A 21,509-nucleotide genomic window follows, 5' to 3' on the forward strand; every position below is an offset into this window, starting at 1 on the left:
GGCTTCTTTTCCACGCGAGTTGAAGTTATCTATATTCTCCTGCGCGCCTCGGCAGGTGCGCAGTGCTTTTGGGGTTACGTTTGTTCTTAAAAAATCATCCTTTTCTCCACTTTTTTCATCATTTTTTCCATTCGTTCAGCACGGGGAGAAAAAGCTTGCAATGCAGTAATTTTGGACTATAATATACTGTGGTAAAATTTTGAGAGTTTACGCTTGAAAGGGGTAACGTAAAGTGGAATCGTATCGATTTTTGTACGACATTGCGCTGATTTTGCTCAGCACAAAAATTTTTGGGCTGCTTACCCGGAAGCTGCAGATGCCCCAGGTTGTGGGCGCGCTGATTGCCGGTATCATCTTCGGCCCGGCGCTGTTCAACATCCTGCATCTGCCTGGTTTTTTGGAGCCCTTCTTCCTTAAGCCCACAGATTTTTTGAGCCATCTTTCTGAGATTGGCGTCATCGTCATCATGTTCAGCGCGGGTATGACCACAGACATCCATGAACTGAAGAACGCCGGAAAATCCGGCTTCCTGGTGGCACTGATCGGTGTGCTGGTTCCCCTGGGGCTGGGCGCTCTGCTGGGTTTCCTGTTCTCTCCCGACGAGGCCGGACCCAATCTGATTCTGCAGCACATCTTCATCGGCACCATTCTCACCGCCACTTCCGTTTCCATCACGGTGGAAACCCTCAAAGAAATCGGCAAGCTCAACTCCAAGGTGGGCAACACCATCCTGGCCGCCGCGCTGATCGACGATGTGATGGGCCTGGTCGTACTGACGATCGTCACAAGCCTGGCCGGCGCAGATGTGAACATCTGGATGGTCCTTCTGAAAATCGTACTGTTCTTCGTCTTTGTGGCGGTGATGGCTTTTCTCGGCATCAAGGGCTTCACTTGGTATGAAAACCGCTACAACAAGAACCTGCACCGATTCCCCCTGCTGGCCTTTGTGCTCTGCCTGGGCATGGCCTTTGTGGCGGAGCGAATCTTTGGGGTGGCCGACATTATCGGCGCCTTTTCCGCCGGCGTCATCATTGCAAACACACCCAAAGGAGCGTACATAGACTCAAAATTCCAACCTCTGTCCTATCTGCTGCTCACCCCGATTTTCTTTGCCAACATCGGACTCAAGGTAGCTATTCCGGAAATGTCCTGGCAGATCGTGGTATTCGCCATTCTGCTGGTGGTGGTAGCCATTGGTTCCAAGCTGATCGGCTGCGGCTTGGGCGCAAAAGCATGCGGGTTTAACTGGAAGGAAAGCGTCCAGGTGGGTCTGGGTATGGCCTGCCGGGGCGAGGTTGCTCTGATTGTAGCCAACAAGGGCGCCGCAATGGGCCTGATGCCGGACGCCTATTTTGGCCCTGTCATCATCATGGTGGTGTGCTGCGCCGTCTTTACGCCCATCGCCCTGAAAATTGCGTTTCGGGTCAAGCCCAGTCTCCATGCCATTCCGGAAACTGAGCCCTCCAGCCCGCTGGTAGACCGCTATGAGCTGACGGCCAAGCTGGATGATATGATAGACGAGGATGCCCGGAAGCTCTTTTTTAAGGAAGAGCAGGAAACTCCCAAGACGGAAAGTACAAAGAATAAGAAATAATTTAATTATCTATGGAATCCCCTCTGCTTGGCAGGGGGGATTCTTTTCTAGCAAATGATTCCTTGGGAGAAAAACGGTAAAAGAACACAACAAATGATGGAAAGAAAGGATAAAACAAAAAAAGCTGGCAAATAATAACCTCGCGATAACAAGCCGCAAAAGCGGCATGATTTACGGGAAAAAATTGTATGGAAAGGCTTTCAAGGCCATTCCAGCAAGGCCCGGAGAAGAAAGGATGGCCATTAGCTATGAAAGCCACAGGAATTGTGCGCAGGATCGACGACCTCGGAAGAGTGGTGATTCCCAAGGAGATCCGCCGCACGCTGAAAATTCGGGAAGGCATGCCTATGGAAATTTTTACGGATGTTGCCGGCGAAGTGATTCTCAAGAAGTATTCGCCCGTAGGAGAGATGTCGCAGTTGGCGGCAGCCTATGCAGAGACTCTGGTTACACTGACCGGCCACGCCGCCGCGGTATGCGATACGGAGCAGATCATCGCGGTAGCAGGCCCTGCCAAAAAAGAGCTTCTGCACCGCCCGGTTTCCCCCCAGCTGGACGAGCTTGTCCAGTCCAAAAAAAGTTTTCTGACCACATCCGACAATACCGTGCTCATCGCCCAGGGTGTGCCGGCAGCGGCGCTGGCCGTGTATCCGGTCATCTCTGTGGGCGATGTTATGGGCGCGGTGCTTCTGCTTAAGGGAGAAAAGAGCCCAGCCCGTCTGAGTTCGGAGGCGGCAGAGAGCGTGAAAGCTGCGGCGATGTTCCTGTCTCGTCAGCTGGAAGCTTGACAGCCTGTGTCTGAGAAGCCCTGAAAAAGCTTTTTTATGGCCCGGAAGCCATAGGAAATGCGCCTGTACGCCGCCTTGGGGCTTGATTTTCGAAAACCCAGGTGCTATAATAAGTACGGTAATAGAGTGGATGATGAAAGAGTGGGGCGACCCGCTCTTTTGTTTGCTTTCGGGGAGGTTCCATGGGGATGCCCCGGGAACCGGCGCCGACACGCCGGTTTTGTACAGAAAAAAGGAGGGGTTTGAGTGAGTCCCGAGACGAAAAAAAAGGGCGGCGTGGCGGAACGCGTCCGCGAGATGGCAGAGCCTTTGGCCAGGGAGCTGGGACTTTCCATCTGGGATGTTCAGTTTTTGAAGGAGGGCGCGGATTGGTTTCTGCGCATTTTCATCGACAAAGAAGATGGCGTGGGGATCGACGACTGTGTGGATATGACCCACGCCATCGACCCGGTCTTGGACCGGGAGGACCCCATCCCTCAGGAATATACCCTGGAGGTATCTTCTCCCGGCATCAATCGGAAGCTTGTAAAGCCGGAGCATTTCGCCGCTTTCCTTGGCGCACCGGTGCAGGTGAAATTGATTCGGCCCCTGGAGGATGGCAGCCGGCTGCTGCAGGGGGTTCTGCTTCGGGCAGAGGAAAACGGGGAATTTGAAGTGCAGCTGGACGAGGAAACCAGCTGTACCCTGCAAAAGAAGGAATGTTCGTCCGTCAATTTGCTGGAGGACGACTTTTCAGAATAAATCCGCCGGAACACAAAATTCTCCCGGCGTCCCGGAGCCGGCATGGCCGGCTGCTGGGTGAGGGCTGGGCGGCAGGCGCAGTTTTACGGGAGAGAATCAGCCTTTGCAAAGAGAGTAAAAGAAGGAGCGAATCGGAAAAATGGCTAGGAAGAAAGAACCGGAAAAGCAAGGCAACGAAGAACTGTTTATCGCCCTGAATCTTCTGGAAAAGGAAAAGGGAATCCCGGTGGAGTTCATGCTGGATAAGATCAAGAAAGCTATCTCCACGGCCTGTAAAAACAATTACGGCAATGAGGATGTGGACATTGAAATCAACGCGGAAACGGGTAAATTCGATGTCTACCTGAAAAAAGAGGTCAAGACCGAGGTGGAAAATCCCGAGCGGGAAATTCTGCTGGAAAAGGCCAGAGAGATCGACCCCTTGGCCTTGGAAGGAAGCCTTGTGGGCATTAAGCTGGACACCAAGCAGTTCGGCAGGGTGGCGGCGCAAACCGCACGGAACATTATCCGTCAGGGCATCCGCGACAGCGAGCGCGGCCAGATGATGCAGGAATTCCAGTCAAAGCACCAGGAACTGGTCAGCGGATTGGTAGAGCGGATCGACCCCAAAACCGGGGCCATCTCCCTTCGGATCGGCAAGGCCGAGGCCGTGCTTCCCAAAAACGAACAGATCGGCGGCGAGAATGTACGCGAGGGCGACTACATAAAGGTTTATGTAGTGGATGTCCGCGAGACGGAGAAAGGGCCGAAGGCCATCATTTCCCGTACCCACCCCGACCTGGTCAAGCGCATGTTTGAAACCGAAGTACCGGAAATCTATGACGGTACCGTGGAAATTAAAGCAGTATCTCGGGAAGCAGGTTCCCGTACGAAGCTGGCAGTTGTCAGTCACAACCCGGATGTGGACGCGGTGGGCGCCTGCATCGGCGCCAGAGGAGCCAGAGTATCCGAAATTGTGGATGAACTGGGGGGCGAGAAGATCGATATTGTGGAATACAACGAAGACCCCAAGCTGTTCGTGGCGGCCTCCCTTTCCCCGGCCAACGTGGTCTCTGTGGAGCTTTCCGAAGACGGCTCCCGGGCATGCAAGGTGACTGTGCCCGACAATCAGCTTTCCCTGGCGATTGGCAACAAGGGCCAGAACGCCCGCCTTGCCGCCAAGCTGACCGGCTGGAAAATCGACATCAAGCCCCAGAGCGGTTTCTACGGAGAAGAGGAATAAGCAAAAAGCAGCGACAAATCTTAGTTTCCGGAGGTGTACAGAGCGGATGCATCAAAAGAAGATACCCATGCGGATGTGTACCGGATGCGGCGAGATGAAGCCGAAAAAGGAGCTGGTCCGGGTGGTAAAGGCCCCTCAGAAGGAGGATGAAAGCGGCAGCCCGCTGCCGCCTGAAATTTCACTGGACCTGACGGGAAAGAAGCCCGGCAGAGGCGCGTATCTGTGCAGGAATCCGGAATGCCTCAGACTGGCACGCAAGGCCAGAAGGCTGGAGAGAGCCTTTTCCTGCAAGATCCCCGATGAGGTCTACGAGCGTATGGAAGGAGAGATTTCACAGGGTGGTAACTAAACTGCTCTCGATGCTTGGGCTCGCCAGAAGAGCCGGAAAGCTCGAAAGCGGCTTCGATGCGGCGGTCATCGCCGCCCGGGAGGGAAAAGCCGCACTGCTTTTGGCAGCGCGGGATATTTCGGAGAAGACGTTTCAGAATCTCCGCTATGAAGCGGAAAAGGCGGGAATCCCCGTTGTGAGGATACCGGCGGACATAGAGGAAACAAGCCGCGCCTGCGGCAGAAAAGCGGGTGTGCATGCTCTGACAGACAGGGGGTTCGCCAAAGCGGTGCTCTCGATGGTGGAAGACGGTAAGCGTGAGAAGGAGGAATGCGTTTTATGATGATAAAATACAGAGTTCGTGAAGTGGCGAAGGATTTGGATATTCCCAACAAGGATGTGCTTGATACCCTGTCCAAATATTTCCCGGAGCCCAAGAAATATATGACTGCTCTGGAGGAAAATGAGCTGGACGTGGTGTTCGAAACTTTTACCCAACAGCGGAGCGTGGACAATCTGGACGCCTATTTTGCAGAACGCGGCGGTTCCGCCGTGCCGGCAGTACAGCCGGCCCCTGCCCCGGCCGCCGCGGCAAAGCCGGCGCAGCAGCAGAAAACCGCCCAGCCCCGCGGAGAGAAAAGGGGCAACGGCGCCGCTCAGAATCAGAACCGGCCGCAGCAGAGGCAGCAGGCTGCCCCCCAGCAGCAGAAGCCTGCACAGCCGCAGAACGCGCCCCAGGGGAGCCAGCAGCCCGTGGTGGTCACCGAGGTGCGCGAGCCTGTCCGGCGCGTCATCGACACCCGGTCTTCCAACGTGAATATCGACCGGTACAATGAAAAATACGACCGTCTGGCCGACCAGAAGGTGAAGACGGACAATGTGGTGACTAAGCAGAAATTCACCAACCGCAATCAGCAGAGAAGAGGGAACCAGCGCCGCGGCAAGCGGGAAACCGAGGCTGAAAGGCTGAACCGTATCGCCCAGGAGCGCAAGGCCAAGCACATCACCATCGAGATTCCCGAAGAGATCACTGTGGGAGATTTTGCCCTGCGCCTGAAGGTTTCCGCCCCCGAGGTCATCAAAAAGCTGATGGGTCTGGGCGTGTTCGCCTCCATCAACGACATGATTGATTTTGACACCGCGGTGCTGATCGCCGACGAATTCCACGCAAAGGTGGAAAAGGAAGTGGTGGTCACCATCGAGGAACAGATTATCGACGACAGCGAGGACAACGAGGAAAACCTGGTGTCCCGTGCGCCTGTTGTGGTGGTTATGGGCCACGTCGATCATGGCAAGACCTCTGTTCTGGACGCCATCCGTCATTCCAACGTCACGGAGGGAGAGGCCGGCGGCATCACCCAGCATATCGGCGCCTACCGCGTCAAGGTGGGAGACCGGGATGTGACCTTCCTGGATACTCCCGGACACGCCGCGTTTACCACCATGCGCGCCAGAGGCGCCCAGGTGACGGATATCGCGGTGCTGGTGGTGGCTGCGGACGACGGCATCATGCCGCAGACCGTGGAGGCTATCAACCACGCAAAGGCCGCAGGCGTTTCCATCATTGTGGCCATCAACAAAATGGATAAGCCCAGCGCAGACCCTGACCGTGTGAAGCAGCAGCTTACCGAATATTCCCTCGTTCCCGAGGAGTGGGGCGGCGACACGCCCTGTATTCCCGTTTCGGCAGTGACCAAGGCAGGTCTTGACGACCTACTGGAGATGATTATCCTTACCGCAGACATGCTGGAGCTCAAGGCCAACCCCGACCGTGCGGCCAAGGGTACGGTGATCGAGGCCAGGCTGGACAGGGGCATGGGCCCCATCGCCACGGTGCTGGTGCAGAATGGAACCCTGCATTCCGGAGATACTATTGTAGCGGGCACAACCGTGGGCCGCGTGCGTTCCATGATGGACGACAAGGGACGCCGTGTGCAGGAAGCAGGACCCTCCGTACCGGTGGAGATAACAGGCCTGGGCGACGTTCCCGTGGGCGGAGACATCTTCAACGTTGTCTCTGATGAACGCTTGGCCCGGGAGCTGGTGGAACAGCGCCTGAGCGAACAGAAAGAGCAGCAGTTTAACGCCCAGACAAAGGTGACTCTCGACAACCTCTTCGACCAGATGAAGGAAGGGGATATGAAGGAGCTGAAGATCATCGTCAAGGCTGACGTGCAGGGCTCCGTGGAGGCTGTGCGCCAATCTCTGGAAAAGCTTTCCAACGAAGAGGTCCGCGTCAACATTATTCACGGCGCCGTGGGCGCTGTCAGCGAAAGCGACGTCATGCTGGCAAACGCCTCCAACGCCATCATCGTGGGCTTCAATGTGCGTCCCGATCCTGTTGCGGAGGAGAATGCCAAGCGGGACGGCGTGGATATGCGCCTGTACCGGATCATCTACGACTGCATCGAGGAGATCGAATCCGCCATGAAGGGAATGCTGGCGCCCAAGTACCGCGAGGTGGGCCTGGGCAAGGCGGAATGCCGCGAAACCTACAAGATCACCAACGTGGGTATGGTTATCGGCGGACACGTCACCAGCGGCAAAATTACAAGAAACGCGCAAATCCGTGTGGTGCGCGATGGTATTATCGTAGCCGACGACAAGATCGGGTCCCTGCGCCGCTTCAAGGATGATGTGAAGGAGGTTGCCGAAGGGTACGACTGCGGCATCACTCTGGAGAAGTTCTCCGATATCAAGCAGGGAGATATCCTGGAAGCCTACGAGATGGAAGAGTACCGGGACTGATAGGAGCTACAGAAAGGGGGATCTGCAAATGGCTGGACATAAGCTGGGACGGATCACCGAGGACGTTAAGAGAGAGCTGACCGCGATCCTGCGGGAGGTTAAGGACCCGCGGGTAAAGGACTGTTTCCTGAGCGTCGTGCGGGTGGAGGTGACCAACGACCTCTCCTACTGCACGGTCTATGTGAGCACCATGGAGGGCATGGACCGCACAAAGGTAGCGGTGACGGGCCTGAAATCTGCAGCAGGCTATATCCGCCACGAATTGGGGAGAATGCTTTCGCTGCGCCATGTGCCGGAATTGATTTTTAAGGCGACGGATTCCATTGAATACGGCGCCAACATCTCCAGAATGCTTCAGGATCTGGAAAAGAAGGAGCCTGAAGCCGTTCCGGAGGAGGATTCTGAAGAAAACGGGGATGGAAGCCGATGCTGAATTGTGCCGAAACCGCCGCAGTGCTCAGAAATTGGGATAACATTCTGGTGCTGAGCCACGCCTCTCCCGATGGAGATACCCTGGGCTCTGCCTGCGCCCTGATGCGCGGGCTGCTGGCCCTGGGCAAAAGGGCGCGGTTTGCCTGTGCAGATACGATTGCACCCAAGTATGGGTATCTCTTCGACGGCATGCCCCAAGAGGACTTTGCACCGGAGCATGTGATGACTGTGGACGTAGCGGATCTGTCGCTGCTGGGGGGCCTTCGGGAACAGTTTGAAGGCCGGATCGAGCTGGCGGTCGACCACCATGGCACTCATGTCCCCTTTGCGCCGCAGCGCTGGGTGGAACCCCACAGCGCCGCCACCACGGAGCTGGTCTTCCTGCTGCTGCAGGAGCTGGGCGTCGGCCCGGACCGGGCGATTGCAGACTGTATCTATACGGGCCTTACCACGGATACCGGCTGTTTCCGCTACCGCAGCGTCACGCCCCGCACGCACCGTATCGCCGCTGAAGTGATCGAATGGGGAGCCGATGCCGGGGAGATCAACCGCGTCATGTTTGAGAGCAAATCCAAGGCGCAGGTGGAGGCGGAGCGGATCGTGCTGGACGGGATGGAATTTTTCTGCGGCGGGAAATGCGCCATGGTGCGCGTGCCCCGGTCCGTCTATGAGACAACCGGCGCCGCGGACAGCGATTTGGACGGCGTCGCAACCCTGCCCAGACAGATTGAAGGCGTTGTCATCGGTGTGACGCTGAAGGAAAAGGAAAACGGCGAGGTGAAAGCTTCCGTGCGCACCAATCTCCCGGCGGATTCCGCCCGGCTCTGCGCCAGGTTCGGCGGCGGCGGGCACAAAGGGGCAGCGGGCTGTTCCTTTCCGGGCATCACCATGGAGAAGGCCGCGGCACAGATGACCGCAGCCTGTGAAGACTACCTGCGGGAATTGAACCTGTTGTAATGGAACGCAGAGGGCGGAAACGCTCTCTGCGTTTCCGAATATCACTTCAAGCCAGATGGCCGGCTGTCTGAAAAAAAGAAAGGAATGGATACGGGTATGGAGGAAAAGACAATTCAGGAATTGATCGAAAAGGGACGGGCTTTTTTGAAATCCAAGGCGGAAGAAGAGGAAAGCTCCGATTATTTGACCGACCAGGAAAAAAAGCTTCCCCAGCCTCCGCTGGTCAAAGCGAAGATGCGGGAATATCCCCCGATAGACCTGCCCAGGGATTTTCATGAACTGGGGATGAAGGAGGATTTTCTCACCGTCCTCCTTCGGCGGAAAAGCTCCCGGGTGTACACTCAGGAAAGCATGAGCCTGCTGCAGCTCTCCTTCCTGCTTTGGGCCACCCAGGGGGTAAAGGAGATCCGCGGGAAATCCTACGCCACCCTGCGCACCGCGCCCTGCGGCGGAGCCCGCCATCCCTTTGAAACTTACCTTCTGGTAAAAAAGGTAGATGGGCTGACCCCCGGCGCTTATCACTACCTGCCCATGACCCATCAGCTGGAGCTGCTTAAGCCCATGGAAAACGAGGAGGCGCTCACCGGGCTGATGGACCGCAGCCTCTGCGGCCAGACCTGGGCGGCAAAATCAAACGTGGTGTTTTACTGGTCTCTCGTCCCCTACCGCAGCGAATGGCGCTACGGCATTTACGCCCACAGGATGATCATGGCGGATATGGGCCATGTGGGGGAAAACCTCTATCTGGCCTGCGCTGCCCTGGGCCTGGGGACCTGCGGCATCGGCGCTTATGACCAGGCCCTGTGCGACAGCACTTTTGAGCTGGACGGAGAAGAGGAGTTCACCGTCTATACGGAAAGCGTGGGCACCATCCGGGTGGAAAACGAGAAGGCGGAGAAGGACTTTTACCGCTTCGTGGAGGAGGAAGGGCTCTAACCCCGCTGTTTCTCCAGCTTTTCCCAAACAGCTTCAGAGATGGAGAGGATACCATGAACGGCGTCATCATATTGGATAAACCACAGGACTTTACTTCCTTCGACGCAGTCGCGGTGATGCGCGGGCTGGCAAAGGAACGGAAAATAGGACATACCGGGACTTTGGATCCCATGGCCACCGGCGTGCTCCCTCTGCTGCTGGGGCGCGCCGCCAAAGCGGCGGATCTGCTTCCGGATACGGCAAAGGAATACCGGGCCGCTTTCCGCTTCGGAGAACGGACGGATACAGGGGATGTGACCGGAAAAACTGTGGAGACAGATTCCCGTGCCGTGTCCCGGAACTCCCTGGATCTGGCCCTGGACGGCTTTCGGGGACAGATCAGTCAGATTCCGCCCATGTATTCCGCCGTGTCGGTCCATGGGAAACGCCTGTATGAACTGGCCCGCAAAGGCATTGAGGTGGAGCGGGAAGCCAGAAAAATTTATATTGAAAAGCTGGTGCTTGAGGCCTATTCCCCGGAAAACCGGGAAGGGGTCCTCCGGGTGGCCTGTTCCAAGGGAACCTACATCCGCACCCTCATTGAGGATATCGCCAAGTCCGTGGGGACCTGCGGCGTGATGACGGGCCTGCGGCGGGTACGGGCCTGCGGCTTTCAGGAAACGGAGGCACATACTCTGGAGGAGCTTCGGGAACTTGCCGCACAGGGTGCTCTCCGCCAGGTGCTTCTTCCCATCGACCGCGTGTTCGGGGAATATCCTGCGGTGCGGACAAGCCCTGCCCAGGCGCTCCGGTTCTGCAATGGAGGTTCCCTCTCCATGGACCGCCTGTACATGCCAAAAATCACGGTCAGGCAGGGAATGCGGTTCCGGCTTTATGGCCCCGAAAGGGTCTTTCTGGGCCTGGCCCAGGCCGCGCCGGAAAGCGGCGAGCTGAAATTCCTGAAATTATTCCGGGAACAGGAGGATGCCCTTTGAAGCTAATCACAAAATTGGACCAAATTGCAGCGACCGCCCCCTGTTCTCTGGCTTTGGGAACCTTTGACGGACTGCACCGGGGGCATATGGCGGTCATCCATGCCGCGGCGGCTCCGGGGCCGGGGTTGGAATACTGGGAACCTGCAGTGTTTACCTTTGAGAGCAGCCCTTCGGGAGTCTGCTCCGTGGTGACGCCCCGCGACAAGGAGCGGCTGCTGGAAACGGCGGGGATCCGCAGGCTGTACAGCATGCGCTTTTCCGAGGTCAGGGAGATGGAGGCCCGCACGTTTGCGGAGGAGGTTCTCTTCCGCAAATGCCGGGCCAAAAGGCTCTGCTGCGGAGAGGATTTCCGGTTTGGCCGGGGGGCGGCTGGGGACGTTTCCCTGCTGCAGCGTTTCTGCCTGGAAAACGGAGTGGAGCTTTTCGTGGTTCCTCCCGTGCTGGAGGATGGAGAAAAGGTGAGCTCTACCCGCATCCGGGCCGCGGTGGAGGCTGCGGACATTCCTCTGGCAAACCGGCTTCTGGGAAGGCCTTTCGGCTTTTCCCTGGAGGTCATTCACGGCAACCACATCGGCACAGGCCTGGGAACCCCCACCATCAACCAGGCTATCCCGGACAATTTTGTCCTGCCGAAGTTCGGCGTATACGCTTCCTGGGTGCGGGTGGGAGGAAAATATTTTGCCGGCGTCACCAATATCGGCCTGAAGCCCACGGTGGGCTCTGACCGGGTGCTTTCGGAAACCTGGATGCCGGATTTCTCCGGCGACCTGTATGGCAAGCGGGTGCGGTTGTTCCTGCTTCGCTTCCTCCGGCCGGAAAAGAAATTCGGCTCCCTGCAGGAGCTGAAGGAAGAAATTTCGAAAAACGCACGGCAGGCAAAGGAGATTGCCCGGGCCTGCCCGCCCCCCGGTTTTGGGCTTGAAACCTGCAATTTTTCCCGCCAATCCTGAAAAAAGCTTTACAAAACCGGGCCTCTGTGCTAAAATAATCAAGCTGCCCTATCCTCGGATTTGGGAACCACCGACCCAAACCTGTGGACATGGGTGAATTTAGCGGATATCCGCGGAAAAGGTGATTGTTATGACTAAAACAGAAAAGACTGAAATTATCCAGAAGTATGCGCGCCATGAGGGCGACACGGGCTCTCCCGAAGTGCAGATCGCCGTTCTCACCAAGAGAATCAACGACCTCACCGATCACCTGCGCATCAACAAGAAGGACCATCACTCCCGCCGCGGCCTCCTGAAAATGGTCGGCCAGAGGAGAAACCTTCTCAACTACCTGACAAAGATCGACATCGAGCGGTATCGTTCCATTATCGCCGAGCTCGGCATCCGTAAGTAAAAGTTTGAAGCGAATGCTTTTCAAACTTCGCGTTTTGTGATTCTGACGGACGTCTGAAACACAATTCCGCAGCTCGGAGCGCGGGAAAAGCAAGGTAAAAGAAAGATGCAACGGGCTGTGGTTGCGGGCCTTCCGGCCGGCAGGCACAGCCTTTCGCTCTTTTTACGGCGGAACTGTTTTACAAGCAAACAAGCCGAAGCCCCTTCGTGCAGGATTGGACTTGTTTCCTTGTCAAACAGGACCGCCTTTCAGCAAACGGTTCCCTCAGCTGGGAGAAAGGATTGTATTATGTTCGAGAACTTTAAAGTGTATGAAACAGAATTTGCCGGGCGGCCCCTGGTTGTGGAAACCGGCAAGATGGCGCAGCTGGCCAACGGCGAATGCCTGGTCCGCTACGGCGAGACTGTGGTGCATGTGGCCGCCACAGCGTCCGCCAAACCGAGAGACGGCATCGACTTCTTCCCCCTCTCTGTAGATTTCGAGGAGAAGCTCTATTCCGTGGGAAAGATCCCCGGCTCCTTCCTGAAGCGGGAAGGACGCCCCACCGACAAGGCCATTCTGGTCTGCCGGATGATTGACCGCCCGATCCGCCCGCTGTTCCCCAAGGACATGCGCAACGACGTTTCCATCGTCTGCACCGTCATGTCCGTGGATCAGGACTGCTCTCCCGAAATTGCGGCCATGGTGGGCACTTCCATCGCCCTGTCCATCTCCGACATTCCGTGGAACGGCCCGATTTCCGGTGTGTCCGTGGGTCTGGTCGACGGCGAGTTCGTTATCAACCCCAACGCCGAGCAGCGCAAGGTTTCCGAAATGGCTGTGACGGTGGCTTCCACCTCAGAGCGGATCGCCATGATCGAAGCCGGCGCCTTTGAAATCTCCGATGAAGTTATGTACAACGGCATCATGGCCGGGCACGAGGCAAACCAGAAGATCATTGCGTTCATCAAGGGCATTCAGGCCGAAATCGGTAAGGCCAAGTTTGAGTATCCCAGCAATGAGCCGGAGCCGGAGATGTTCGAGGCCATCAAGGCTTTTGCAGAAGACGACGTGCGCGCCGCCCTGGATACAGACGACAAGACCGTGCGCGACGAGCGCTTGAAGCCTGTTTACGAAAAGGTGCATGAGAAGTTCGACGAGGTTTATCCCGAGCAGGGAGCGAAAATCGACGAGTGCATGTATAAAACTCAGAAATATGTGGTGCGGCGCTGGCTGCTGGATGAACAGAAGCGTGTGGACGGCCGCGGCATGAACGATATGCGCCCGCTGGCTGCTGAAGTTGCGCTGCTGCCCCGGGTACACGGCTCCGGTATGTTTACCCGCGGACAGACGCAAGTGCTGACCGTGGCCACTCTCGGTTCCATCCGTGACAACCAGCTGCTGGACGGCATTGACGAGGAAGAGTCGAAACGCTATATCCACCACTATAATTTCCCTTCCTATTCTGTGGGTGAGACCCGGCCCAGCCGCGGCCCCGGCCGTCGGGAAGTGGGCCACGGCGCTCTGGCGGAGCGTGCGCTGGTGCCAGTCATTCCGGATGTGGATGAATTCCCCTACACCATCCGTCTGGTTTCCGAGGTGCTCTCCTCCAACGGCTCCACCTCCCAGGCCTCTATCTGCGGTTCCACGCTGGCCCTGATGGATGCCGGCGTGCCCATCAAGGCCCCTGTGGCAGGCATTTCCTGCGGACTGATCACCGAGGGCGACCGCTGGATGACCATGGTGGATATCCAGGGGATTGAAGACTTCTTCGGGGATATGGACTTTAAGGTGGGCGGCACCAAAAAGGGGATCACCGCCATCCAGATGGACCTGAAGATTTCCGGCCTGCTGCCTGAAATGGTAAAGGAAGCCCTGGAGAAAACCCACAAGGCCCGCAACTATATCATCGACGAAATCATGCTGAAGGCGATTCCCGAGGTTCGTCCCGAGCTTTCCAAATATGCGCCCAAGATGCTTTCCATGCAGATTCCCGTGGACAAAATCCGCGAGGTCATCGGTTCCGGCGGCAAGGTCATCCAGAAGATCTGCGCTGAGTGCGACATCAAGATGGATATCGAAGAGGACGGCCATGTGTTCATTTCCGGTATCGACATCGAAAAGTGCCACCGCGCCATGGATATTGTGGATACAATTGTCAACGACCCGGAGCCGGGTTCCTATTACAACGGCAAGGTGACCCGCATCATGGACTTCGGCGCTTTTGTGGAGATTGCCCCCGGCAAGGAAGGCCTGGTGCACATTTCCCGTCTGGATATCAAGCGCACGGAGAAGGTCACCGACGTGGTGAATGTCGGCGACGTAGTCAAGGTGAAGGTGCTTGAAATTGACGATAAGGGCAGGCTGAACCTCAGCCGTCGCGACGCCCTGATCGACCTGGACGGCGCTGTGCCGGAAAACACGGTCTCCGAGGACAGAGGCCCCCGCCGCGACCACGGCGACTGGGACCGCCGTCCCCGCAGGGATCACGACAGAAGGTCCTGAGAAGTCAGAAGAAACCCCGGAGAGGGACGCTCTCCGGGGTTTTGTTTTTCTCAGATTGAAATACAAACGCCTCTCTTCCTGGAAAGAAAGGCAAGATATTCCTGACAAAAAATCTTCTTGACTTTAGCGATGGGGCATGTTATATTTTTATACAATGTATCAATAATTTCACATTATTATGACTCGTCGTCTGGACGATACCGCAGGATGTCACCTGGTTGGCACTCCAAAATCTTACATAGCTTGCCAATGGTGCCTGTAGTAATATTTAGGTTGTGACGCAGCTGGTGCACTGTTCGATTGTCTATTCCCAACTTTTCTAAACGGTACCAACTGATTTTTTTCTTTCCCATTATATCTAGCAGAGGCTGATAATCTATTGCCATACACTCACACCTTTTAGTGCAAGTATAGGATATTTTTTTTGAAATATTATAGTGAATAAATTCACTATGTGCTACAATTTCTCTTGTCTATCGGGGACATAACGTAAAATACTGCCTGGTTGGCAATTGAGCATTCTGCATCATTTTTCTAATGTAATACCTGAAATGCTGAAAAATTTGCTCAAGCAGAAATCAGAGCACAAAAAAGCAGGTGATTCGGACACGATTGGTGAGCCCCTTCCCCCTTAAGAGAATAAAAAAAGAAGGACGGCATGACACGGATGCCTCTCGTGTGGTATGATTACTACAGCTCACAACATGGAAAGAATTTTATGCCGGAGGTTATGAAATGACAGTCAGGGAAATCGCAGTAGGGGATTTGGAGGGGCTGCTGAGACTGTACACAGAGCTGCACGAGAACCCCATGCCGGCACAGGGAGAAACGCTTTCCGCACTCTGGCACGGCATTTTGGAGGATAAAAACCATCACATCGTTGTGGCGGAGAAAAAGGGGGAAATTGTATCCTCCTGCGTGGTCCTTGTCGTGCCCAACCTCACCCACGGCCAGCGGCCCTATGCCCTGATCGAAAATGTGGTTACGGCAAAGGCATTCCGGGGCCGGGGGCTGGCTTCCGCCTGCCTGGATTACGCGAAGCAGCTGGCGCTGCAGCACAATTGCTACAAGATGATGCTGCTGACCGGAAGCAGGCAGGAAAGCACGCTGGCTTTTTACCGGAAAGCCGGTTATAATTCCCGGGATAAGACAGCCTTTGTACAGTGGCTGTAGTCTGTCCCCCAGCAGGCAGGAATCAGACAGGAAAATAACGCCTGTCCGCCTCAGGCGGCGGAAGAAACGGGCAGGAGACGCCCACCGTTTTTTGACGTCTCCTGCCCGCCGCTTTTTAGCAAAGAACAGGTAAAAGCTCTTTACGCAGGACTTCTTAATGCCAGAGGATGTTGCAAAGCAGCATCCTCCTTTTTAGGTATCCCGGTCCGGAAAAAAGTTCTCTGAAAGCCCGTCCTGGAACGGAAAAGAATTGTATTCGGCAGGGGGATATGATAACATAAAGCATATAAAAAAAGGAGGCGGCAGAATGGAAAAAAAAGCCGTCATAGCCATGAGCGGCGGAGTGGATTCCAGTGTAGCCGCGCTTCTGGTGCAGCAGTGCGGTTACGAAGCGATCGGCGTCACCCTGAAGCTGCATACCAATGAGGACGCGGGGATTTCCAGAGAGAAAACCTGCTGCTCCCTGGACGATGTGAACGACGCCCGCAGCGTAGCCGCCCGGCTGGGCATGCCCTTTTATGTGTTCAATTTTACGGACAGCTTCCGGCAGGAGGTCATGGACCGGTTTGTGCGGGCCTATGAACGGGGTGAAACGCCCAATCCCTGTATCGATTGCAACCGGTACATCAAATTTCGGAAGCTGATGCAGCGTGCCAGGGAGATCGGCTATGATTACGTGGCCACCGGCCATTACGCCCGGGTGGAACAGGATGTGGAAACAGGCAGATGGCTGCTGAAAAAAGGTCTGGATCACACCAAAGACCAAAGCTATGTGCTCTATTCCCTGACGCAGGGAGAGCTTTCCCGCCTGCTTCTTCCCCTGGGCGGCCTGACCAAGGAGCGGGTGCGGCAGATTGCGGAGGAAAACGGATTTGTCAACGCGAAAAAGCACGACAGCCAAGATATCTGTTTTGTGCCAGACGGAGATTACGCCGCCTTTATCGAACGGTATGCCGGAACAAAATTTCAGCCCGGCCCGTTTGTGGGAACCCACGGCGAGGTTTACGGAAAACACAGGGGAATTATCCATTATACGGTGGGACAGCGAAAAGGGCTGGGCCTGTCGTTTCCCCAGCCCATGTATGTCTGCGGCATCGATACAGCGCGCAACGAAGTGGTATTGGGAAAGCACGAGGAGCTGTTTTCCAGGGAACTGACGGCCCGGGACATCAACCTGATTTCCAGGGAAATGATCTCCGGCCCCCTACGGGTCAAGGCAAAGGTGCGCTACCGTCATGCGGAACAGCCCGCCACAGTGCTGCAGACAGGACCCGACGAGCTGAGAGTGACCTTTGACGAGCCCCAGCGGGCCGTCACCAAGGGGCAGGCCCTGGTTCTTTACGAGGGCGACACCGTGGTGGGCGGGGGAACCATTCAGTGATACGGGCATGCTTTCAAGGTGTTTTCCACAGTGCGTGGGGAGCGGCGTTTCCAACGCAGCGGGGATTTGAATCAGGAGGGAATGAATTTGATGGAGTTCAAAGACGCGGAAATTCTGGTGGTGAAGGTGGGCACTTCCACCCTCACTTATGACAACGGCAAGGTAAACCTGCACAGGCTGGAGGAGCTTTGCAGAACCCTGTCGGATCTGCAGAACTCGGGAAAGAAGTTGGTGCTGGTCTCCTCCGGGGCCATCGGCGTCGGCGTGGGAAAGCTGGGGCTTTTTAAGCGGCCCGAAGAGACGGAAAAGAAACAGGCGCTTGCCGCCGTGGGACAATGCGAGCTGATGTTCCTGTACGACAAATTTTTTGGAGAATACAACCACATGGTGGCTCAGGTTCTTCTGACTGCGGACGTGGTGCACCGGGAACGCAGCAGAATAAATGTACAGAACACCTTTGCAGAGCTGCTGAAGCTGGGCGTGATTCCGGTAGTCAACGAAAACGACACTGTGGAAACCAGCGAGCTGGAGGGAAAGAATTTTGGAGACAATGACACGCTTTCCGCCGTTGTGGCACAGCTGGTAGGTGCCCAGGGGCTTGTCATCCTGACGGATATCGACGGCCTGTACGACGCAGATCCCAGGATGAAACCGGACGCTAAGCTGATTCACCATGTCACAGAGATCACACCGGAAATCGAGGCTCTGGCGGGCGGAGCAGGTTCCAGCCGCGGTACAGGCGGTATGGCTACAAAGCTTAAGGCAGCGAAGCTGGCGGGCGAAAGCGGAATCCCCTGTGCGGTGATTTCCGGCGGCGAAATGCAGAACCTTTACCGCCTGATGAGCGGGGAGACGGTGGGAACCGTGTTCTCCGCGGCAGGCGGGAGAGGGGCGTAACACGGCCAGCCGCAGTTTAGGACAGAGTGAGAAAGGGGGCGGTCTTATGACCGTATTGGAAGAAATGGGTGCGAGGGCAAAGGCGGCGGCAAGGGTACTCGCCTCGGCAGGGCGGCAAAAAGAGGTTGCTTTGAAAGCGGCCGCGCAGGCCTTGCTGGAGCACAGAGCGGAACTGCTTTCCGCCAACGAGGAGGACTGCAGGGCCGGAGCAGAAAACGGGATGGGCAAAAGCCTTCTGGACCGTCTGCGCCTGACGGAGACGCGGATTCAGGACATGGCAAAGGCAGTTATTGAGGTGGCGGAGGCGCCCGACCCGATTGGCAGGGTACTTTCCGGGGAGAGCCGCCCCAACGGCCTGCGGATCGAGAAGGTCACCGTACCGCTGGGCGTCATCGGCATCATCTATGAGGCCCGTCCCAATGTGACCAGCGACGCGGCGGCGCTGTGTGTGAAAGCCGGCAACGCCGTGATCCTGCGGGGAGGAAAAGAGGCTTTCCGCTCAAACCGTGCGGTGGTCAAGGTGTTGCGGGAAGCAGTGGCGGCAAGCGGTCTTCCCGCCGACTGCGTACAGCTGGTGGAGGATACCAGCCGCGCCTCTTCGGCGGAGCTGATGGGCCTGACAGAATATCTGGACGTACTGATTCCCAGGGGCGGCGCGGGACTGATCCGCTCTGTCAAGGAAAATTCCAGGGTGCCGGTGATCGAAACAGGAGTCGGGAACTGCCATGTATATGTGGACGCCGCAGCGGATTTGGATATGGCGGCTGACATCATCTTCAATGCCAAGACCTCCCGGCCCTCGGTCTGCAATGCCATTGAAACCGTGCTTGTCCACCGGGACGCTGCAGAAAAAGCCCTGCCCAAGATACAGGCAAGGCTTCAGGAAAAGCAGGTAGAACTGCGGGGCTGCGAACGCGCCCTGCAGATTCTGCCGGACGTAAAGGCTGCCTGCGAGGAGGACTGGGCCACGGAATATCTCGATTACATCCTGGCGGTCAAGGTGGTGGATTCTCTGGATCAGGCGCTGGAGCACATTGCCCGTTATTCCAGCGGGCACAGCGAATGTATTGTAACAGAGAGTTATTCCGCTGCGGAGCGCTTTTTACAGGAGGTGGACAGCGCCGCCGTCTATGTAAACGCATCCACCCGCTTTACGGACGGAGGGGAATTCGGCCTGGGTGCAGAGATCGGCATTTCCACACAAAAGCTGCACGCCAGAGGGCCCATGGGCCTGCAGCAGCTTACCACCAACAAGTTTTTGATCCGCGGCAGCGGCCAGGTGCGTTAAGCCGCCAAAATTCGGACTCACCCCGATCCGGATTTCGCCGGGCTGCCGCAATGAAGTTGCCCTTATGGGCAACTTCCAAAGGAAAATCGGACCCCGATCCGGATTTCGCCGGGCTGCCGCAATGAAGTTGCCCTTATGGGCAACTTCCAAAGGAAAATCGGACCCCGATCCGGATTTCGTCGGGCTGCCGCAATGAAGTTGCCCTCACGGGCAACTTCCAAAGGAAAATCGGACCCCGATTTTCCGTTTTACATCAGCAGAAACAGGAGCGCGAACATGAGCTCGTGATTCTGGCCGCCCTCCTCGCTCCCCAGCAGGATGAGAAGCGCCAGGATGATGGTTTTTTCCTTATCCCGAAACAGGTTTTCCAAAAGGCCTCCGGAGGAAGGCTCCGCTTCCTTATCGAGGGAGCCAGAGTGCGCTTCCGGCGGCTTTTCAGGCTGTGGCGGCGGTTCTGGTGCTGAAACTGACGGAGGCTGTTCCGCGGGAATCTGGCTGCTTGCCGCCTGCTCTTCTTGATCCGGCGGCTGCGCAGGGTTCTGACGGCCTCTGCCCTGCTGGGGAAAGCGGGCCCTCGTCTGCATCTCCCTTGCCCGGCGGACAGCCTCTTCCTGCATCCGCCTCATATCAAACTCCCCGGCCATCCTGTCACCTCCGTCTTCCTTTAACCATCAGATCAGAATCCCGGCCTGCCGGACTGCAGCGGTCTCTTTTGCTCCCTGTCAAATCAGGCCGGAAAGCAGGCCGGAGAAGATGCCGCTCTCCTTGAGCAAGGGCAGAAGACGCATCATCTGCAGTATTTTCATGGCTTCATCCACTTTCTTCCTCCTGGTCTCGCTGAGCAGGGGGCGCAGTGCCTGGAGAAGCCGGGTGGAATCATCCTCCTGGTTCACCTTGCTCAGCAGCGGGGCGATACGGGTGACCATATTCAGCATTTCCGGCGTGACCCCGCCCAACGGGTTTCCCCCGTTTCCGCCGCCAAGGCTCCCCAAACCGCTCAAAGCGCCCAAAGCGCCCAAGGGATTTCCTGCGCCGGCGCCCGCGCTGCTGTTTCCCGTCCCGTTTCCCCCCATGCCCAGGGCGCTCAGCGCCCCGGCCAGCATGGAGGGGTCCAGTCCTCCGCCGTTGTTTTGCGGCTGAGGGGAAGGAGATGTCTGGGCCGGGGGAACACTGTTGCTTCCAGCCTGGCCGCCTGGGTTTTCTCCGTTTCCTCCCAGCCCTAGGGAACTCATGATTCCCTGAATCTGCTGCATACTTTGAGGATCGGATAGAATTTGATTTAGCTGCTGGCTCAAATCATCCACAAGCGTTTCCCCTCCTTTCCGGCGGCGGTCAATCGGTTATTTTTTATCGTTTGGATTCTGCTGGCCGAACAGCTGCATCAGTTTTTGCGCCTGAGGTGTAGAGAGCAGCTTCTTGGCCGCATCCGGATCGCTGAGCACCTTTTGCATGGCGGAAGATTCATTTTGCGTGGCGTTTCCCAATACGTTGGAGAGATCCCCGTTCTGCGCTGCGTTTTTCAGCGCCTCCGGCGTGGTCCCCAGCCGCTGAGCCGTCAGCTTCAGAAGGGCTTCCAGCTGGTTATTATTTAAATTGGAATTTTGATTCATGAGCGGTTTCATCCTTTCACGCGGAAGCCGGTTGGTCCTGTTCTTGTCATCCGAACAGCCGGGCCGCCTTTCCATAGTATGCTGCATCCTGTAGAAAGATGCTTGAGGACAGACCGCGGTTCGAGAAAGAGGAGGAGTTTTCATGCGGATCTTGGTGGTTTCCGATACCCACGGGAACGAGATGAATTTAAGGAGGGCAATCCTGAGCCAGCCAAAGGCGGAAATTGTCATCCATTTGGGAGATGGTGAAACGGAAGCTGACCGGACGAAGCTGCAGTTTCCGGAAAAGATGTTCCTGCAGGTGCGCGGCAATTGCGATTGGGGATCCAGCACTCCTGTTACAGGGGAGTATACTGCCCTGGGGGTAAAAATCTTTTTTACCCACGGCCATCTTTATGGGGTAAAATCGGGAGAGTACAATATTGTCTGCGCCGCCAGGGAAAGAAAAGCGCAAGTGCTGCTGTACGGCCACACGCATAACGCCTTTACCGATTATGAGGACGGGCTGTATCTGATGAATCCGGGCTCTTTAAGCGGATGGCAGGCAACCTATGGCACCCTTGATTTGACAGAGCAGGGAATTGTGACAAATGTGGTGACGCTGCCCTGAAA

Annotated in this window: 23 protein-coding genes; 19 read left to right on the top strand and 4 right to left on the bottom strand. The window is 56.5% G+C overall.

What is annotated here, in order from left to right:
- The first annotated feature begins 232 nt into the window (after positions 1-232).
- The 14 genes from BN3911_RS02705 to BN3911_RS02770 all read left to right on the top strand — a co-directional run bounded on the left by BN3911_RS02705 (position 233) and on the right by BN3911_RS02770 (position 14,548).
- A complete protein-coding gene (locus tag BN3911_RS02705; RefSeq protein ID WP_066861081.1) occupies positions 233-1,594 on the top strand; it encodes a cation:proton antiporter in 1,362 nt (453 codons plus the stop codon).
- Positions 1,595-1,842: 248 nt separating this feature from the next.
- A complete protein-coding gene (locus BN3911_RS02710) occupies positions 1,843-2,382 on the top strand; it encodes a stage V sporulation T C-terminal domain-containing protein (protein WP_066861084.1) in 540 nt (179 codons plus the stop codon).
- Positions 2,383-2,628: 246 nt separating this feature from the next.
- Positions 2,629-3,123, top strand: a complete 495-nt coding sequence (locus BN3911_RS02715) for a ribosome maturation factor RimP (protein WP_242871065.1) — start codon at positions 2,629-2,631, stop codon at positions 3,121-3,123.
- A gap of 139 nt (positions 3,124-3,262) precedes the next feature.
- Positions 3,263-4,345, top strand: a complete 1,083-nt coding sequence (gene nusA, locus BN3911_RS02720; RefSeq protein ID WP_066861087.1) for a transcription termination factor NusA — start codon at positions 3,263-3,265, stop codon at positions 4,343-4,345.
- A gap of 46 nt (positions 4,346-4,391) precedes the next feature.
- Positions 4,392-4,694 (top strand): RNase P modulator RnpM, encoded by a 303-nt coding sequence (gene rnpM / locus BN3911_RS02725; RefSeq protein WP_066861090.1) that lies wholly within the window; start codon positions 4,392-4,394, stop codon positions 4,692-4,694.
- A complete protein-coding gene (locus tag BN3911_RS02730) occupies positions 4,684-5,016 on the top strand; it encodes a L7Ae/L30e/S12e/Gadd45 family ribosomal protein (RefSeq protein ID WP_187127672.1) in 333 nt (110 codons plus the stop codon). Before rnpM ends, BN3911_RS02730 begins: the two co-directional genes overlap by 11 nt.
- Positions 5,013-7,421, top strand: coding sequence for a translation initiation factor IF-2 (gene infB, locus BN3911_RS02735; RefSeq protein WP_066861095.1), 2,409 nt, complete (start codon positions 5,013-5,015; stop codon positions 7,419-7,421). The genes BN3911_RS02730 and infB overlap by 4 nt, the downstream gene beginning before the upstream one ends.
- A 28-nt stretch (positions 7,422-7,449) precedes the next feature.
- The gene (gene rbfA / locus BN3911_RS02740) at positions 7,450-7,854 is read left to right on the top strand and encodes a 30S ribosome-binding factor RbfA (protein ID WP_066861097.1); all 405 of its coding nucleotides are present in this window, start codon (positions 7,450-7,452) and stop codon (positions 7,852-7,854) included.
- Complete coding sequence (locus BN3911_RS02745) at positions 7,848-8,810, top strand: DHH family phosphoesterase (RefSeq protein ID WP_066861100.1); 963 nt, start codon at positions 7,848-7,850, stop codon at positions 8,808-8,810. The genes rbfA and BN3911_RS02745 overlap by 7 nt, the downstream gene beginning before the upstream one ends.
- Positions 8,811-8,906: 96 nt before the next feature.
- Positions 8,907-9,746: a SagB/ThcOx family dehydrogenase gene (locus BN3911_RS02750; protein WP_082942039.1), complete on the top strand. Its 840-nt coding sequence runs from the start codon at positions 8,907-8,909 to the stop codon at positions 9,744-9,746.
- Between the two features lie 53 nt (positions 9,747-9,799).
- Positions 9,800-10,720 (top strand): tRNA pseudouridine(55) synthase TruB, encoded by a 921-nt coding sequence (truB, locus tag BN3911_RS02755; protein WP_066861105.1) that lies wholly within the window; start codon positions 9,800-9,802, stop codon positions 10,718-10,720.
- A complete protein-coding gene (gene ribF / locus BN3911_RS02760) occupies positions 10,717-11,670 on the top strand; it encodes a riboflavin biosynthesis protein RibF (protein WP_066861108.1) in 954 nt (317 codons plus the stop codon). The genes truB and ribF overlap by 4 nt, the downstream gene beginning before the upstream one ends.
- 130 nt (positions 11,671-11,800) lie before the next feature.
- Positions 11,801-12,064: a 30S ribosomal protein S15 gene (rpsO, locus tag BN3911_RS02765; protein ID WP_074039110.1), complete on the top strand. Its 264-nt coding sequence runs from the start codon at positions 11,801-11,803 to the stop codon at positions 12,062-12,064.
- A 288-nt stretch (positions 12,065-12,352) separates the two neighbouring features.
- Positions 12,353-14,548, top strand: coding sequence for a polyribonucleotide nucleotidyltransferase (locus BN3911_RS02770; RefSeq protein ID WP_066861111.1), 2,196 nt, complete (start codon positions 12,353-12,355; stop codon positions 14,546-14,548).
- A 176-nt stretch (positions 14,549-14,724) separates the two neighbouring features.
- Here the strand turns inward: BN3911_RS02770 and BN3911_RS02775 are convergent, their stop codons facing one another.
- The gene (locus BN3911_RS02775) at positions 14,725-14,934 is read right to left on the bottom strand and encodes a helix-turn-helix domain-containing protein (RefSeq protein WP_066861114.1); all 210 of its coding nucleotides are present in this window, start codon (positions 14,932-14,934) and stop codon (positions 14,725-14,727) included.
- A gap of 349 nt (positions 14,935-15,283) precedes the next feature.
- Here BN3911_RS02775 and BN3911_RS02780 point away from each other — a divergent pair, with 349 nt between their 5' ends.
- The 4 genes from BN3911_RS02780 to BN3911_RS02795 all read left to right on the top strand — a co-directional run bounded on the left by BN3911_RS02780 (position 15,284) and on the right by BN3911_RS02795 (position 19,287).
- Complete coding sequence (locus BN3911_RS02780; RefSeq protein WP_066861117.1) at positions 15,284-15,721, top strand: GNAT family N-acetyltransferase; 438 nt, start codon at positions 15,284-15,286, stop codon at positions 15,719-15,721.
- A gap of 307 nt (positions 15,722-16,028) precedes the next feature.
- Positions 16,029-17,102 (top strand): tRNA 2-thiouridine(34) synthase MnmA, encoded by a 1,074-nt coding sequence (gene mnmA, locus BN3911_RS02785; protein WP_066861120.1) that lies wholly within the window; start codon positions 16,029-16,031, stop codon positions 17,100-17,102.
- A 90-nt stretch (positions 17,103-17,192) separates the two neighbouring features.
- Entirely contained in the window at positions 17,193-17,999 is an 807-nt protein-coding gene (gene proB, locus BN3911_RS02790; RefSeq protein WP_147578507.1) for a glutamate 5-kinase, read from the top strand.
- A gap of 46 nt (positions 18,000-18,045) precedes the next feature.
- Entirely contained in the window at positions 18,046-19,287 is a 1,242-nt protein-coding gene (locus BN3911_RS02795; RefSeq protein ID WP_066861125.1) for a glutamate-5-semialdehyde dehydrogenase, read from the top strand.
- 248 nt (positions 19,288-19,535) lie between these two features.
- On the opposite strand, the gene BN3911_RS02800 is transcribed toward BN3911_RS02795, so the two are convergent.
- From BN3911_RS02800 to BN3911_RS02810, 3 genes are all read right to left on the bottom strand, one after another.
- The gene (locus BN3911_RS02800) at positions 19,536-19,931 is read right to left on the bottom strand and encodes a hypothetical protein (RefSeq protein ID WP_066861128.1); all 396 of its coding nucleotides are present in this window, start codon (positions 19,929-19,931) and stop codon (positions 19,536-19,538) included.
- A gap of 78 nt (positions 19,932-20,009) precedes the next feature.
- Entirely contained in the window at positions 20,010-20,591 is a 582-nt protein-coding gene (locus tag BN3911_RS02805) for a hypothetical protein (protein ID WP_066861131.1), read from the bottom strand.
- Between the two features lie 36 nt (positions 20,592-20,627).
- Complete coding sequence (locus BN3911_RS02810; RefSeq protein WP_066861134.1) at positions 20,628-20,897, bottom strand: hypothetical protein; 270 nt, start codon at positions 20,895-20,897, stop codon at positions 20,628-20,630.
- 142 nt (positions 20,898-21,039) lie between these two features.
- On the opposite strand from BN3911_RS02810, the gene BN3911_RS02815 reads away from it, so the two are divergent.
- Complete coding sequence (locus BN3911_RS02815; RefSeq protein ID WP_066861137.1) at positions 21,040-21,507, top strand: YfcE family phosphodiesterase; 468 nt, start codon at positions 21,040-21,042, stop codon at positions 21,505-21,507.
- Positions 21,508-21,509 lie beyond the last annotated feature (2 nt).

Origin of the sequence: Neglectibacter timonensis (assembly GCF_900048895.1) — a bacterium.
GTDB classification, from domain to species: Bacteria; Bacillota; Clostridia; order Oscillospirales; family Acutalibacteraceae; genus Acutalibacter; species Acutalibacter timonensis.

Bases quoted from the DNA above. Each gene is read 5' to 3' on its own strand.
- BN3911_RS02710 (WP_066861084.1), top strand. From the start codon at position 1,843: ATGAAAGCCACAGGAATTGTGCGCAGGATCGACGACCTCGGAAGAGTG.
- BN3911_RS02800 (WP_066861128.1), bottom strand. From the start codon at position 19,931: ATGGCCGGGGAGTTTGATATGAGGCGGATGCAGGAAGAGGCTGTCCGC.
- BN3911_RS02775 (WP_066861114.1), bottom strand. From the start codon at position 14,934: ATGGCAATAGATTATCAGCCTCTGCTAGATATAATGGGAAAGAAAAAA.
- rnpM (WP_066861090.1), top strand. From the start codon at position 4,392: ATGCATCAAAAGAAGATACCCATGCGGATGTGTACCGGATGCGGCGAG.
- nusA (WP_066861087.1), top strand. From the start codon at position 3,263: ATGGCTAGGAAGAAAGAACCGGAAAAGCAAGGCAACGAAGAACTGTTT.
- mnmA (WP_066861120.1), top strand. From the start codon at position 16,029: ATGGAAAAAAAAGCCGTCATAGCCATGAGCGGCGGAGTGGATTCCAGT.
- rpsO (WP_074039110.1), top strand. From the start codon at position 11,801: ATGACTAAAACAGAAAAGACTGAAATTATCCAGAAGTATGCGCGCCAT.
- truB (WP_066861105.1), top strand. From the start codon at position 9,800: ATGAACGGCGTCATCATATTGGATAAACCACAGGACTTTACTTCCTTC.
- BN3911_RS02795 (WP_066861125.1), top strand. From the start codon at position 18,046: ATGACCGTATTGGAAGAAATGGGTGCGAGGGCAAAGGCGGCGGCAAGG.
- BN3911_RS02750 (WP_082942039.1), top strand. From the start codon at position 8,907: ATGGAGGAAAAGACAATTCAGGAATTGATCGAAAAGGGACGGGCTTTT.
- BN3911_RS02810 (WP_066861134.1), bottom strand. From the start codon at position 20,897: ATGAATCAAAATTCCAATTTAAATAATAACCAGCTGGAAGCCCTTCTG.
- infB (WP_066861095.1), top strand. From the start codon at position 5,013: ATGATGATAAAATACAGAGTTCGTGAAGTGGCGAAGGATTTGGATATT.
- BN3911_RS02770 (WP_066861111.1), top strand. From the start codon at position 12,353: ATGTTCGAGAACTTTAAAGTGTATGAAACAGAATTTGCCGGGCGGCCC.
- rbfA (WP_066861097.1), top strand. From the start codon at position 7,450: ATGGCTGGACATAAGCTGGGACGGATCACCGAGGACGTTAAGAGAGAG.
- BN3911_RS02745 (WP_066861100.1), top strand. From the start codon at position 7,848: ATGCTGAATTGTGCCGAAACCGCCGCAGTGCTCAGAAATTGGGATAAC.
- BN3911_RS02780 (WP_066861117.1), top strand. From the start codon at position 15,284: ATGACAGTCAGGGAAATCGCAGTAGGGGATTTGGAGGGGCTGCTGAGA.
- BN3911_RS02815 (WP_066861137.1), top strand. From the start codon at position 21,040: ATGCGGATCTTGGTGGTTTCCGATACCCACGGGAACGAGATGAATTTA.
- proB (WP_147578507.1), top strand. From the start codon at position 17,193: ATGGAGTTCAAAGACGCGGAAATTCTGGTGGTGAAGGTGGGCACTTCC.